Here is a 12235-nt window from a genome sequence, read left to right as displayed (position 1 = left end):
TTCGCGAGGCTTGAGATGCCTGGCTGACTAGTCCTTTGCGAAACCTTTGTTGACCTCGTGAAACCTTGCGCTTATGCTTTCTTACTGGGAACACCAGTCTTTTTTCGGGCCGGCCGATGTGGTCATTATCGGGGCGGGGCTGGTGGGCCTTACGGCGGCGCTTTATTTGAAGCAGCAGCGGCCTGGCTGGCGGGTGGTGGTGCTGGAGCGTGGGCTGCTACCCAGCGGAGCTTCGACCAAAAACGCCGGCTTTGCCTGCTTTGGGTCGGTTTCGGAGCTAATCGAGCAGGAAAAACGCGGCGACCTGCAAGCCGTGGTGGCCGCCCGCTACGCGGGACTGGCCCGCCTGCGCGAGCTGCTGGGCGACGCCACCCTGGATTACCAGCCCGTGGGCGGCTACGAGCTGTTTCGCCACCAGGAAGCCGCCCTGGCCGCCGAATGCCGGGCTAAAATCGGGTATTTCAACGAGCTGCTGCGGCCGGTAGTGGGCCCCGCTTGCACTTTCCGCGATGCCAGCGACGAAGCGGGCCGCTTTGGCTTCGGCGGCGTAAGCGCATTGCTGAAAAATGAGCACGAAGGCAGCCTCGACGCGGGCCGCATGATGCGCGCCCTGCTGGCCCGCGCCTGGGCCGCCGACGTGCCCGTGCTCACGGGCTGTGATGTAGCAGCCCTGGAAACTGTGGGCACGGGGCAGCTGGTGCACCTGGCGGCCGGCCCCGCCGTGCAGGCCAGCCAGGTGCTGCTGGCGACTAATGCGTTTGCTGCCGAGCTGCTGCCCGAGCTGGCCGTGACGCCCGGCCGCGGGCAGGTGCTCGTGACCGAGCCGCTGCCCGACGTGGCACTGCCTGGCACCTTTCACTACGACCACGGCTATGCCTACTTCCGCCAGCTGCCCGACCACCGTATTCTGCTCGGCGGCGGGCGCAACCTCGACTTTGCGACCGAAGCCACTACTGCACCAGGCCTCACAGCTCCCGTGCAGCAGTACCTGGAGAATCTGCTGCACGAGGTCATCGTGCCGGGTCGGCGGCCCCGCATCGACTACCGCTGGAGCGGGGTCATGGGCTTTGGCCCGGCCCTGGCCCCACTTATCGACTGGGTGCGGCCCGGCGTGCTGGCCGCCGTGCGCTGCAACGGCATGGGCGTGGCCCTGGGCGCCGGAGTTGGCTATGCTGCCGCCGTTAAACTGGCCGGGGCGTAGCGGAAAGCGCCCGGTATCCGTAGAGTAGACTCCGCGTCTTTCTTTTGACTTTTTCCTATGCCTTTTGCTACGCGCTTTCGCCTGGTTCGCTCCTATTCGCTTGCGCTCGTGCTGGCAATTGCCGGCCTGGCCAGCAGCTGCCAGAGCAGCCGACCCAGCTTCTCATTTCAGCCGGTACCGAGCCAGACGGTAGTGGCCAGCCCCGTATCGGTCCCGGTCGGCCCGACCAGCGAGCCGGCGCCGGAAGCTGCGCCAGTGCTTACCACTACCGCGCACCATATGTCCGCGTCGGCTCGCCCACTGCGCCGCGCCGCGCCGGAGGCCCCGCTCCGGCACCTGGCGGCAGTAGTCACCGGACATCAGCTGATGCCTCGCCCTGGCCGCAAGCCTACCACTGAAGGAGCGGCCGAAAGCGGGCTGGGCCGCGTGGCGCTATTTTTTATCGGGGTAATAGCGGTGGTGCTGGCCGGTCTGGCCGCGCTGGTAAACCTGATTTTCAGCGTCGGCTTCTTTACCGCGCTGGGCTACACAGCGGCAGGGCTGGTCGTGCTGGCGCTACTGTACTTGTTAGTAAGTGGCAAAAAGAAAAAGACGTGATATAATATAGAATTTACCCTATTTTTATGAAATAAAGCCCAAGCTTATTCTGGAAAGCCGTTATTTTGCGGCTTAGCGGGCACACAAATAACCCGGCCGCTTGTTGTCTTTGCTATGATTCCAACTCACCGCCCCCGCCGCAACCGTAAGTCGCAGGTTATCCGCGATATGGTGCAGGAAACCCGCCTTACCGCCCACGATTTTATCTACCCGGTTTTTATAGTTGAAGGCCAGAACCAGCGCCTCGAAGTGAAGTCGATGCCCGGCGTGTATCGCTACTCGGCCGACCGTATTATCGACGAGATTGGCGCGGCCGTGGAGCTGGGCATCAACGCTTTTGCGCCTTTTCCGGGCCTCAACGACGCCCTGAAAGACCCGCTGGCCCGCGAATCGGCCAACATGGACGGACTGTACCTGAAAACAGTGGCCGATATCAAGCGGCAGTTTCCCGACGTAGTACTTATGACCGATGTGGCCATGGACCCCTACTCGTCGGATGGTCACGATGGCGTGGTAAACCAGGAAACCGGCGAAATCCTGAACGATGCCTCGCTCGAAGTGCTGGGGCAGATGGCGCTGGCCCAGGCCCGCGCCGGGGCCGATATTATCGGGCCGTCGGACATGATGGACGGCCGCGTGGCCTGGATACGCGACGTGCTCGACCGCAACGCGTTTCAGCACGTCAGCATTATGAGCTACACGGCCAAGTACGCCTCGGCGTTCTACGGCCCATTCCGCGATGCGCTCGACTCGGCGCCCAAAAAAGGCGACAAGAAAAGCTACCAGATGAACCCCGCCAACCGTCTCGAAGCCCAGCGCGAGCTACAGCTCGACGAAGCCGAAGGCGCTGACATGGTGATGATTAAGCCCGCCCTAAGCTACCTCGACATCATTCGGGAGGTGAAGAACAACACCAACCTGCCCGTGACGGCCTACAACGTGAGCGGCGAGTACGCCCTCATCAAGGCCGCTGCCCAGCAGGGCTGGGTCGATGGCGAAAAGACCATGATGGAAGTGCTGCTGAGCATCAAGCGCGCCGGGGCCGATGCCATCCTGACGTATTTTGCCAAGGAAGCGGCCGAAGTGCTACGGCGGGGTTAGCGTGATGAGCAGTGGACGCCTCCGTATTTGCTTGATTATAAGCCCCGCGCTACTGCTCGTTTCCCAGCCTGCACTGGCGCAAAAAAAGCGGCCGCCCACTCCGGTGCCGAATCCTTACGCGGCCGTTGACCGGAAAATGGCCGCGCTGCCTGATTCCACTACGCGCAGCGTGGCCAGCTTGGCTCGCTACATCAACGCAACCTTTACCACGGAAGACGATAAGGCGCGGGCGGCCTTTGGGTGGGTCGCCCGGTCTATTCGCTACGATGTGGCCAACCGCTATAACTTCTTCTATGCCCAGGTGCCGGCCGACTTGGTGCATGAAACTCTTGCTCAACGAGTTGGCGTTTGCACGAATTATGCGGAGCTGTACTGTACCCTGACCAAAGCCAGCGGCCTAAGCAGCTACGTAATAACGGGCGGCACCAAGCACCGCGACGGTACGCCGGCGGCCATCGGCCACGCCTGGTGCGCTACCCGCCTGCACGGCCAGTGGTACCTGATGGACCCTACCTGGGCGGCGGGCTACGTAGTGGAAGAAACCTTTGTACCCCGCCTGGACAATAGCTTTTACAAGGTTAGTCCGGCCGTGCTGATTCGCACGCACCTGCCCTTCGACCCCATGTGGCAACTGCTGACCACTCCTTACACGGCCCAGCAGTTTCAACAGGGTAAAGCGCCGAGCGTAGCTGCGCAGCCGCCCTTCAGCTTTGCCGACTCAGTAGCGGCCTACGAACAGCAGGATTTGCCGACGCAGCTCCGAGCTACCCGGCGGCGGGTGGAGCGGAATGGGGTGAAGAACGATTTGACCTTCAATCAGGTGCTGCACCTTAAGCAGCAGGAAGACAACTACTTTATCTCCCGTTACAACGAAGCCCTGGAGGCGGCCAATGCTGGCAACGAGAAGCTGAATACGTTCATTAGCTACTTCAACCGGCAGTTTCAGCCGCCCCGGCCCGATGCGGAGTTGGCCTCGCTGCTGCTGCCCGCACAGGCCGATTTTATGCACGCCCGCGCGCTGCTTGCCAGCCTGGGCAGCCCCTTGCCCGAAGTCATTCGTCAGGCGCGCAGTGGCCAGTTGCTGGATTTCGTGCAGCAGTGCGAAAGTCGGCTCCAGGAAAGCCAGGCCTTTGTGGCCAAGTACTTGCAAACGCGCAAGCTGTTTCGCCCGCTGCTATTTCGGGGAAGCGGCGGCGAATACCTGACGCGCTAAGGCGCGCCACGACGCCAACCCCTGCAACTTATTACCCATGACAACTGACCTGACTACCCGCCGCGCTACGACGGCCGACCTGCCGGCCATCGTAGCGCTGGTGCGCGCCGTGGTACCGCTGATGAATGCCAGCGGCAACTTTCAGTGGACCACCGACTACCCCAACGAAGGCGTTTTCCGTCGGGATATTGAGCAGCAGCACCTGTGGGTGGCCGAGCGCCTGGGCGAAATCGAAGGCGTAGCCGCCCTTACCCAGGACAAGGACCCTGAATATGCCGATGCGGACTGGGATGCGAACGAGCCGGCCCTCGTGACGCACCGCCTGGCCGTGCTGCCCGCAGCGCAAGGCCGGGGCGTGGCCGCCGCGCTGCTGCGCCAGGCCGAGCACGAAGCCAGCCAATTAGGCCTACGCACCCTGCGCGTCGATACCAATTCGGAAAACGCGGCTACGCAGCGGCTTTTCCCGAAGCTGGGGTATCGGTTTGCAGGCGAGATACAGCTGGCATTTCGGCCGGGGCTGCGGTTTTTCTGCTACGAAAAGCGGCTGGGGTAATGGGGCGGACTACAGTCGGTCAGTGAGCTGAAAATCGGCCGCCAGCAGGTCGGTAAGGGTCTGGTCGATGACTACTCCGGCGAGCGGGTCTTTTTCAACGGGCCAGTTGGACTTATAATAGACCACCGATTGGGTTTGCGCATCGTAGATAAACACCCCAACGCGGGTAGCAGACTGCGCCACAATGGGCGTCAGCACACCCAGGCTTAACAACGCAATTCCCAGCCCTTTAGCCAATTGACCGCGATAATTGCTGGCCGTGCGCGTGTAGCCGGCTACGTAGCTCAGCAGGCAGTAGCCGCTGCCGGCGGGCCAGCAGCAGGGTATCGAGCCAGGGTACGGGCATAGCCAACGGGCGCTTGCGGGCGTGTTCCAGTATCACCACGGCCCTGACGGTTAACAGGGCTGCCGCTTGCTGGCGGGCCGTATCGGGCAGGGGCAGCGGGCCTACGAGGCGCAGCTTTTCCTCGTGGCGCAACAGGGCCTGCCGCAGGGCATCGCTGGCATCGGCCGAGGCGGCGGGGTCATAGGCCGCCTGGTTGCCCTGGCTGATGCTACGCACGATGCCTACGGGCGGCAGATACACCATCTCATGGATGTCGGCCACCCGAAAGCCGGACGAGGCCTTATACGAAAAAGCACTGACTGCCAAGGCCCCGGCCAAGAGCAGCCCCCCGAAGTAGGCACGCATCGCAGAGAGTTTACGTAGTGATAACTGTGCGGGAAGTTAGCCACCCAACCGGCGTCTTTAAGAAGTAGCGCGTTGAAACGGCCACTTCCCGGCACGCCGGCTCCATAGCAAAAATGCTATACTCCCCAGCGCCATCATGCCCACGGCGGCCAGCTGAAAATACAGCTTGAAATGCACCCCGCCCCAGCTTACCTCGGCCGGCGCAATACCCACGAACACCGTCAGCCACACCAGGATAACGACGATGACGGGCAAGGGATAGAGCGGCATTTTGAAAGGCAGCGACGCTGTACCGCGCCGGCGGCGCAGCAGCACCAGCCCCACGGCCTGCCCCACAAACTGCACCAGAATGCGCATGGCCAGAATGGCCGAAATAACCTCGCCCAGCCGGAACAGCAGGCTGAATACGAAGCCCACGCCGCCCAGCAGCAGCAGCGACACGTAGGGAAACTGCTTGGTGGGGTGCAGCTTGCCAAAAACCGGCAGAAACTCGCCATCGGCCGCCGCCGCGTAGGGAATGCGCGAGTAGCCCAGCAGCACCGCAAACAGTGAGGCAAATGCCACCAGCAGCACCAGCGCGGTGGCTGCCTGCGCCGCAGCCGGCCCGTAGAGCCGCTCCATAAACACGCTGATAATGAACTGTGACTTGTCGCCCGCCCCAGCCTGCCAGGTCTGTACTTCCTGCCACGGAATAACGGTACCCACGCTCCAGTTGAGCAGTAGATACAGCGCTGCGATGCCCAGAATACTCAGAAAGATGCTGCGCGGAATGACGCGCTCCGGGCCTTTGATTTCGGCGCCCAGGTGGCACACATTGTAATAGCCCAAGTAAGAATAGACGGTTTTAACGGCCGCCTGGCCCATTGCCACCGAAATGAGCAGCCCCGGCAGCCTGCCCACGCCCCGGCCGGCAGCCAGGCCACCGGGTGGTTGGCGTGGGTGAGGCCGCCGAAAATCAGCCAGCCCATGAGGCCCAGCACGCCCACCCACAGCGCCACGCCCAGCTTGCCAATATCCTCAATACGGCGGTAGAGCAGCGCAATCAGCAACAACACGACCGAGCCGGCTACCAGCTTGGGCTGCCACCACAGCGGCAGCGGCACGAGGTAGCTGAAGTACTGGGCAAAGCCAATGGCCCCCGACGCCAGCACCAGTGGCGACTGAATAAGCGTTTGCCAGACGTAGAGAAACGACATGTAGCGCCCCCACTTCTGCTCGCCGTAGGCCAGCTTGAGGAAGCGGTACGAGCCGCCCGCCTCGGGGTAAGCCGCGCCCAGCTCGCTCCAGATGAGGCCATCGACGGCGGCCAGCGCCGCGCCTACCAGCCAGGCCAGCAGGAAATTAGGCCCCATAAACCCCATGACAAGCGGCAGGGTCACGAAGGGGCCGATGCCCACCATGTCAATCATGTTGAGGGCGGTGGCCTGAACCAGGCCCAGGCGGCGCTGCAGAGTCGGTTGCGACATTTATGTAGCTGTCAATTGATGGCAGTTAGCGGTTAGCTACAGGCCCTACCGGGCAAAGCTAGCAGCTAACCGCCATCAGCTGACTGCTGGCAAGCTACCGCACGCCTAGCGGCTTGGTGACCGGCGCCAGTCCCTCGGCCAGCTTCAGCAGGCGCACCAGCTCGGCACGGTAGCCATCGGGGTCGGGGCCGCGGCCGGCTTCGGCCAGGTGGATGGCCGTGGCCCAGGTGGTAGCTCCGCTCTGCTCACTCTGGCGCAGCAGCAGGCCAAACTCGGCCACCGCGGCCGCAAACTGCTGGTCGGCCGAGGCTTGCCCGACGGGCGTGGCTGCCCCGGCCAGCGGTTGGGCCAATAGCTTACTTTTCAAGCCTTGCGGCTCCTTGTAGCGCAGCTTCACGGTAAGCACCTCGGCGGCAGGGCTGGCGGGCGTAGTCGGGGCCGGCGGCTGATATTTCAGCCCATCGACCAGCGGGCTGGCCGAGCCCACGGGCACCAGTTCGTAAAGGGCCGTGACGGTGTGGCCCGCCCCCAGCTCCCCGGCATCTTTGCGGTCGTTATTGAAGTCCTCATTAGCCAGCAGGCGGTTTTCGTAGCCGATGAGGCGGTAGCTGGCTACCCGCGCGGGGTTGAACTCAACTTGAAGCTTCACATCTTTCGCCACCGTGAAGAGCGTGCCGCCAAACTGAGCCACCAAAGTGCGGCGAGCCTCGTCGAGGTTGTCGAGGTAGGCATAGTTGCCGTTGCCTTTGTCGGCTAGCAGCTCCATGCGGCTGTCGCGCAGGTTGCCGCGCCCCACCCCTAGCACAGTCAGAAACACACCGGTTTCGCGCTGCTCCACAATAAGTTGCTCCATAGCCGCCTCGGAGCTTTCACCTACGTTGAAGTCGCCATCGGTGGCCAGGATGACGCGGTTATTGCTTTCTTTCTGAAAGCTTTGCTGCGCCACTGCGTAAGCCAGCCGCAGGCCCGCGCCGCCCGCCGTAGACCCGCCCGCCTGCAAGCGGTCGATGGCCTCCAAAATATCGGCCTGCCGGCTGCCGGCCGTGGGCGGCAGCACCAGGCCGGCAGCTCCGGCATAGGCCACCAGCGCCACGTGGTCCTGAGGCCGCAGCTGGCGGACCAGCAGTTTCAGCCCGGCCTGCACCAGTGGCAGCCGGTCGGGCTCGTCCATCGACCCCGATACATCGACCAGAAATACCAGGTTGGCGGGCGGCAGGCTGGCCGTTTCCATTTTTTTGGCCTGAATACCGATGCGAGCCAGCTGGTGACCGGCAGCCCAGGGGCATTCGCTCAGCTCGGCGCTGATGCGCACCGGGTCGGGGCTGGCGGCGGCCGGCGCGGGCAGCTGGTAGTGGAAGTAATTGAGCATTTCTTCCACCCGCACCGCGTCGCGGGGCGGCAGCTGGCCTTCGTTCAGGAAGCGCCGCACGTTGGTGTAGCTGGCGTTGTCCACGTCGAGGCTAAAGCTGCTCAGCGGCTCTTTGCCTACCGACAGGAATTTGTTTTCCTCTACCCTGGCGTAGGTATCGCCCGCGCCGGCTTCGGGGCGGGCAGGCAGCACTGCCTGGTCATAGGCGACTACAGGTGGTGCGAAGCGGGCGGTCTTGCGCGGGTTAGATGCGGCGCCCCGGATTTGCACGCCGGCTGCCCGGCCCTGTAAGGCTTGGGGCACGGCTGATACAGTGGCCACGCTGCCCGTCACGCTTTGCTTTTGGGCAGCTCCATACCCAATTACCACCACCTCATTCAGCGACTTCTGGTCTTCTGGCAGCACTACGTTCAGCGGCTTGCCATCGGTGGACACGGGCTTTTCCTGCGTCACGTAGCCCACGAAGCTGAATACCAGCTTGCCTTTACCGGGCACGCCGGCCAGCATATACTGCCCGTTTTGGTCGGTACTCGTGCCCAGGGCAGTGCCTTTCACCAGCACCGTTACGCCGGGCAGGCCCGCGCCTTTGACATCCGTGACGCGCCCGCTGACGGTGCACGTGGCAGCCGTGGCTAAGACGGGAGCGCCTGTTTGCTGAGCCGCCGATACAAGTGCCGGCCCCAAGGCCAGCAGCAGCGGTAAAATCATTTTTTTCATGAGGTGGAGCAGGTTTGGTGAAACACTACCCACCCGATGCCGGGGTAGTCGAATTGCACACCAGGCTCGCCTCACTTTCCGCGCTTTGCCCTAAGAGTCAGGTTGCCCGCCCGCCACACGGCCCACATCAGCAGTGGCTGCAGCGGCAGACGGGCCCACGCCAGCCAGGCCGGAATATGCAATTTTTCGAATATTGTTAGCATATACACATTGGCCGGAAACACCGCCACCAGCAGCGCCAGCAGGCCCCACGCGGCGAGGCGCCGGGTGGCGGGCAGCAGCAAGCCCAGACCGCCGGCTACTTCGGCCGCGCCGCTGAGCAGCACCAGCAGCCGGGGCGCGGGCAGGGCCGGCGGCATAATGCGCAGGTAGGTTTCGGGCCGGATGAAGTGCAACAGGCCCGCGCCCACAAACAATAGCGCCAAGCCGTAGCGCAGCCAGCGCCGGCCGGCGGGCTCCTTCACCGCTGCCACGCTAGCGGCGGCCGGCGCGCAGGGCCGCCAGGCCGGCATCGAGGAAGCGCACGAAATTGTCGGGGTCGTAGTTGGCGCCCTGCGGGGTGGCCAGCACGCGCTCGGTAGCAGGGTCGAGCTGCACGTAGAAGGGCTGCGAGTTGGCGTTGTAGCGGCTGGCCTGGAACTCGCTCCACTTGTTGCCGATGGTGCGAATGGTTTTGCCACCACGGACTTTCGACTCTACCTGCTCGTTGGCGGGCAGCTCGGTTTTGTCGTCTACGTAAAGCTGCACCAGCACGAAGTCGTTTCGCAGGCGCTGGAGCACGCGCGGGTCGGGCCACACGGTGGCTTCCATCTTGCGGCAATTGACGCAGGCGTTGCCGGTGAAGTCGATGAGAATCGGCTTATTGACCTTCTGGGCGTAGGCGCGGGCCTCGTCGTAGTCGAAGTACGCATCGAGACCCAGCGGCGCGCGAAACAGGTTGCCGTACTTGTGCTGCGCGTGGGGCGCGGCGGCCGGACCAGCGCCACCGCCGCCCAGGGTAGGCGTGTAGAGGTCAAAATCCTGGGTGTGCTGCGGGGGCAGGAAGCCTGCTACGGCTTGCAGCGGTGCGCCCCACAAGCCAGGCACCAGATAAGTGGTAAAGGCCAGAACGATAATGGCCAGAAAAAGCCGGGGCAGCGACACATATTCCAGCGGGCTGTCGTGCGAGAACCGGATTTTACCCAGCAGGTAGAAGCCCAGCAGCGCGAAGATGATAATCCAGAGCGAGAGAAAGACCTCGCGGTCGAACCACTGCCAGTGGTAGGCCAGGTCCACGTTGGAAAGGAATTTCAGGGCCAGCGCCAGCTCCAGGAAGCCCAGTACCACCTTCACCGAATTCAGCCAGCCGCCCGACTTAGGCAAAGATTTGAGCAGCGCCGGAAACGCGGCAAACACCGTGAACGGCAGCGCCAGCGCCAGCGAGAAGCCAAACATGCCCAGCGCCGGCGACAGCAAATGCCCCGTGCTGGCCGCCTGCACCAACAAGGTGCCGATGATGGGCCCGGTGCACGAAAACGACACCAGCGCCAGCGTAGCCGCCATAAAGAAGATGCCCACCAGGCCGCCCTTGTCGGCCTGGGTGTCGGTTTTGGCAATCCAGGAATTGGGTAAGGTCAACTCGAACGCGCCCAGAAATGAGGCCGCGAATACCACCAGCAAGGCGAAAAACACCAGATTAAACACCCCGTTGGTGGCCAGACTGTTGAGCGCATCGGCCCCGAACACAACGGTTACCAGCAAGCCAAGCGCCACATAGATAACAATGATACTCAGGCCATAAAACGCCGCCCGGCCCACCGAGCCGGCCTTCGAATACTCACCCTTGGTGAAGTAGCTGACCGTGAATGGCAGCAACGGGAAGATGCACGGCATGAGCAGCGCTGCCAGCCCGCCTACAAAGCCCGCCAAAAAAATGGCCCATAGCGACTGCTCAGTCGCTGGTGCGGATACTGCCTGTGCCGTGGCCGCGGCCACGGCCGGCTTACTGGCCGCTACTGCCGAGTCGGCCGCTGCGGCGGGGGCCAGCGTCGGCGCCGTGCCAGCGTCGGGCCGGAAGGCAACCGTATCGGCCGGCTTCGTAGCGGCAGGGGCAGGCGTAGCTAGGGGGGTAGAAGCCACTTTCGGGGTCGTTTTGGCGGCCGACGCGGGCAGCGGAGCGGACTGGGCGGCCGCGGCCGGCGCGGCAGCCCCTTTCACGGCCACGCTGAAGTCAAGGTCGTCGGGCGGCAGGCACTTCTCGTCGTTACACACCATGAAGGTGACAGTGCCCTTCACGGTAGATTTGACGGCTTTGAGGCGGATTTTCTGGCTGAACACGGCCCGCTTGGGGAAGTAGGCGATGTTCATGTTAAACGCCTTTTCAAATGCCTTCACCGGCTCGGGGCTTTCCGCTACCTTACCCACCAGCTCGTAGTCGGCCGAAGGCCCAAACTTGAAGCTCGTAGGCTCGGGGCCTCCTTCCTCGATAAACTGCGAGTAGATGTGCCAGTTACCGGCGATGGTGGCCGTGGCTGTAAAGGTGACTAAGCCGGTTTTATCGGCTGGGGAAGCGGCAAACTTCCAGGTTACGGGCCGCTCAATCTGGGCCTGCGCCACCTGGGCGCACAGCAGCACCAGCGCCAGCAGCCAGCCCAGCCGCCCGGCCGCAGCGCGGCGAAAAACAAATTCTACCATAGATAGCAGCCGCCCGCGGGCCGGCAAGAAAGTACGAAGCCGCAAAGGTCGGGCGCGGTGGCCTCAGTAACAGCACCAACGGGCCGGCAGTTTGCGGCGTCACTTTTCCGGCGGCCACGCCTAGCGGCCGAAATCGTCCTGCACGCGCACAATATCATCCTCATCCGATGGCCGGGCAGCGTCGGTGTGTTGCCAGATTTCGGCAATCACGCCCCAGCCCGCCAGGCCCACCAAGCGGTGGCGCTCGCCCTGCTTCAAAATAACGCGCTCGCCGGGTTGGTACGATTTCACTTCCGTCTGCTCGTCGGTATCGCTGATGGCCACGCCCACCGGGCCTTCCACCACCTGCCAGATTTCGGCGCGGCGGTGATGGTACTGCCAGCTCAGGCGCTGGTGCGGCGCCACGAGCAGCACCTTGGGGCTAAGCTGGCCCGAAATACGCAGCTTCGCCACGTCCAGACCATTGAAATATCTATCGGCAAACAGCTGCGCCTGGCTTTCATCGAGTACGAAGAATCCTCCCCAGGGGCGGGTCGGGTCCTGGCGCTCCACGCGCAAGCCCTGCGCCTGAAACCGCGCCATGATTTCGTGAAAAAACTGTTGCTTCTGAGCGTCAGGGGTCATTATATAGATTATTTCTACTGTTTTTAAGCG

13 protein-coding genes are annotated in these 12235 nt (G+C 63.1%); 5 read left to right on the top strand and 8 right to left on the bottom strand.

Translation table 11 applies throughout. The features are described 5' to 3' along the window. The first annotated feature begins 73 nt into the window (after nucleotides 1-73). The 5 genes from GKZ67_RS18715 (at nucleotide 74) to GKZ67_RS18695 (ending at nucleotide 4665) form a co-directional block, all read left to right on the top strand. Nucleotides 74-1201: an NAD(P)/FAD-dependent oxidoreductase gene (locus GKZ67_RS18715; RefSeq protein WP_173245452.1), complete on the top strand. Its 1128-nt coding sequence runs from the start codon at nucleotides 74-76 to the stop codon at nucleotides 1199-1201. Nucleotides 1202-1258: 57 nt separating this feature from the next. Next, complete coding sequence (locus GKZ67_RS18710) at nucleotides 1259-1798, top strand: hypothetical protein (RefSeq protein ID WP_173245448.1); 540 nt, start codon at nucleotides 1259-1261, stop codon at nucleotides 1796-1798. Between the two features lie 114 nt (nucleotides 1799-1912). Continuing rightward, nucleotides 1913-2899 carry a porphobilinogen synthase gene (hemB, locus tag GKZ67_RS18705; protein ID WP_173245445.1) on the top strand — a complete coding sequence of 329 codons (987 nt, stop codon included), beginning with the start codon at nucleotides 1913-1915 and terminating at the stop codon, nucleotides 2897-2899. 103 nt (nucleotides 2900-3002) lie between these two features. Then, nucleotides 3003-4112 (top strand): transglutaminase domain-containing protein, encoded by a 1110-nt coding sequence (locus GKZ67_RS18700; RefSeq protein ID WP_173245442.1) that lies wholly within the window; start codon nucleotides 3003-3005, stop codon nucleotides 4110-4112. Nucleotides 4113-4149: 37 nt separating this feature from the next. Further along, a complete protein-coding gene (locus GKZ67_RS18695) occupies nucleotides 4150-4665 on the top strand; it encodes a GNAT family N-acetyltransferase (RefSeq protein ID WP_254244935.1) in 516 nt (171 codons plus the stop codon). 9 nt (nucleotides 4666-4674) lie between these two features. On the opposite strand, the gene GKZ67_RS18690 is transcribed toward GKZ67_RS18695, so the two are convergent. The 8 genes from GKZ67_RS18690 to GKZ67_RS18660 all read right to left on the bottom strand — a co-directional run bounded on the left by GKZ67_RS18690 (nucleotide 4675) and on the right by GKZ67_RS18660 (nucleotide 12205). Further along, nucleotides 4675-4863 (bottom strand): hypothetical protein, encoded by a 189-nt coding sequence (locus tag GKZ67_RS18690; protein WP_173245439.1) that lies wholly within the window; start codon nucleotides 4861-4863, stop codon nucleotides 4675-4677. 31 nt (nucleotides 4864-4894) lie between these two features. Beyond that, nucleotides 4895-5356 carry a hypothetical protein gene (locus GKZ67_RS18685; protein ID WP_173245436.1) on the bottom strand — a complete coding sequence of 154 codons (462 nt, stop codon included), beginning with the start codon at nucleotides 5354-5356 and terminating at the stop codon, nucleotides 4895-4897. Nucleotides 5357-5413: 57 nt separating this feature from the next. Continuing rightward, nucleotides 5414-6169, bottom strand: coding sequence for an APC family permease (locus GKZ67_RS23900; protein WP_254244934.1), 756 nt, complete (start codon nucleotides 6167-6169; stop codon nucleotides 5414-5416). Further along, nucleotides 6106-6822 carry an APC family permease gene (locus GKZ67_RS23895; protein WP_254244933.1) on the bottom strand — a complete coding sequence of 239 codons (717 nt, stop codon included), beginning with the start codon at nucleotides 6820-6822 and terminating at the stop codon, nucleotides 6106-6108. The genes GKZ67_RS23900 and GKZ67_RS23895 overlap by 64 nt, the downstream gene beginning before the upstream one ends. Nucleotides 6823-6916: 94 nt before the next feature. Continuing rightward, entirely contained in the window at nucleotides 6917-8908 is a 1992-nt protein-coding gene (locus GKZ67_RS18675; protein ID WP_173245433.1) for a vWA domain-containing protein, read from the bottom strand. A 71-nt stretch (nucleotides 8909-8979) separates the two neighbouring features. Continuing rightward, entirely contained in the window at nucleotides 8980-9372 is a 393-nt protein-coding gene (locus tag GKZ67_RS18670) for a DoxX family membrane protein (RefSeq protein WP_254244932.1), read from the bottom strand. A gap of 10 nt (nucleotides 9373-9382) precedes the next feature. Next, nucleotides 9383-11581, bottom strand: coding sequence for a protein-disulfide reductase DsbD family protein (locus GKZ67_RS18665; RefSeq protein WP_173245427.1), 2199 nt, complete (start codon nucleotides 11579-11581; stop codon nucleotides 9383-9385). 120 nt (nucleotides 11582-11701) lie between these two features. After that, nucleotides 11702-12205, bottom strand: a complete 504-nt coding sequence (locus tag GKZ67_RS18660) for a phosphoheptose isomerase (RefSeq protein ID WP_173245424.1) — start codon at nucleotides 12203-12205, stop codon at nucleotides 11702-11704. Between the last annotated feature and the right edge of the window lie 30 nt (nucleotides 12206-12235).

Source organism: Hymenobacter sp. BRD67 (assembly GCF_013256425.1).
GTDB lineage: Bacteria > Bacteroidota > Bacteroidia > Cytophagales > Hymenobacteraceae > Hymenobacter.
This window is presented reverse-complemented; position numbering and strand designations above follow the sequence as displayed.

What these genes read in the sequence shown, in the direction of transcription:
- GKZ67_RS18710 (WP_173245448.1), top strand. Translation starts at nt 1,259, where the DNA reads ATGCCTTTTGCTACGCGCTTTCGCCTGGTTCGCTCCTATTCGCTTGCG.
- GKZ67_RS18675 (WP_173245433.1), bottom strand. Translation starts at nt 8,908, where the DNA reads ATGAAAAAAATGATTTTACCGCTGCTGCTGGCCTTGGGGCCGGCACTT.
- hemB (WP_173245445.1), top strand. Translation starts at nt 1,913, where the DNA reads ATGATTCCAACTCACCGCCCCCGCCGCAACCGTAAGTCGCAGGTTATC.
- GKZ67_RS18660 (WP_173245424.1), bottom strand. Translation starts at nt 12,205, where the DNA reads ATGACCCCTGACGCTCAGAAGCAACAGTTTTTTCACGAAATCATGGCG.
- GKZ67_RS23895 (WP_254244933.1), bottom strand. Translation starts at nt 6,822, where the DNA reads ATGTCGCAACCGACTCTGCAGCGCCGCCTGGGCCTGGTTCAGGCCACC.
- GKZ67_RS18695 (WP_254244935.1), top strand. Translation starts at nt 4,150, where the DNA reads ATGACAACTGACCTGACTACCCGCCGCGCTACGACGGCCGACCTGCCG.
- GKZ67_RS18685 (WP_173245436.1), bottom strand. Translation starts at nt 5,356, where the DNA reads ATGCGTGCCTACTTCGGGGGGCTGCTCTTGGCCGGGGCCTTGGCAGTC.
- GKZ67_RS18715 (WP_173245452.1), top strand. Translation starts at nt 74, where the DNA reads ATGCTTTCTTACTGGGAACACCAGTCTTTTTTCGGGCCGGCCGATGTG.
- GKZ67_RS18665 (WP_173245427.1), bottom strand. Translation starts at nt 11,581, where the DNA reads ATGGTAGAATTTGTTTTTCGCCGCGCTGCGGCCGGGCGGCTGGGCTGG.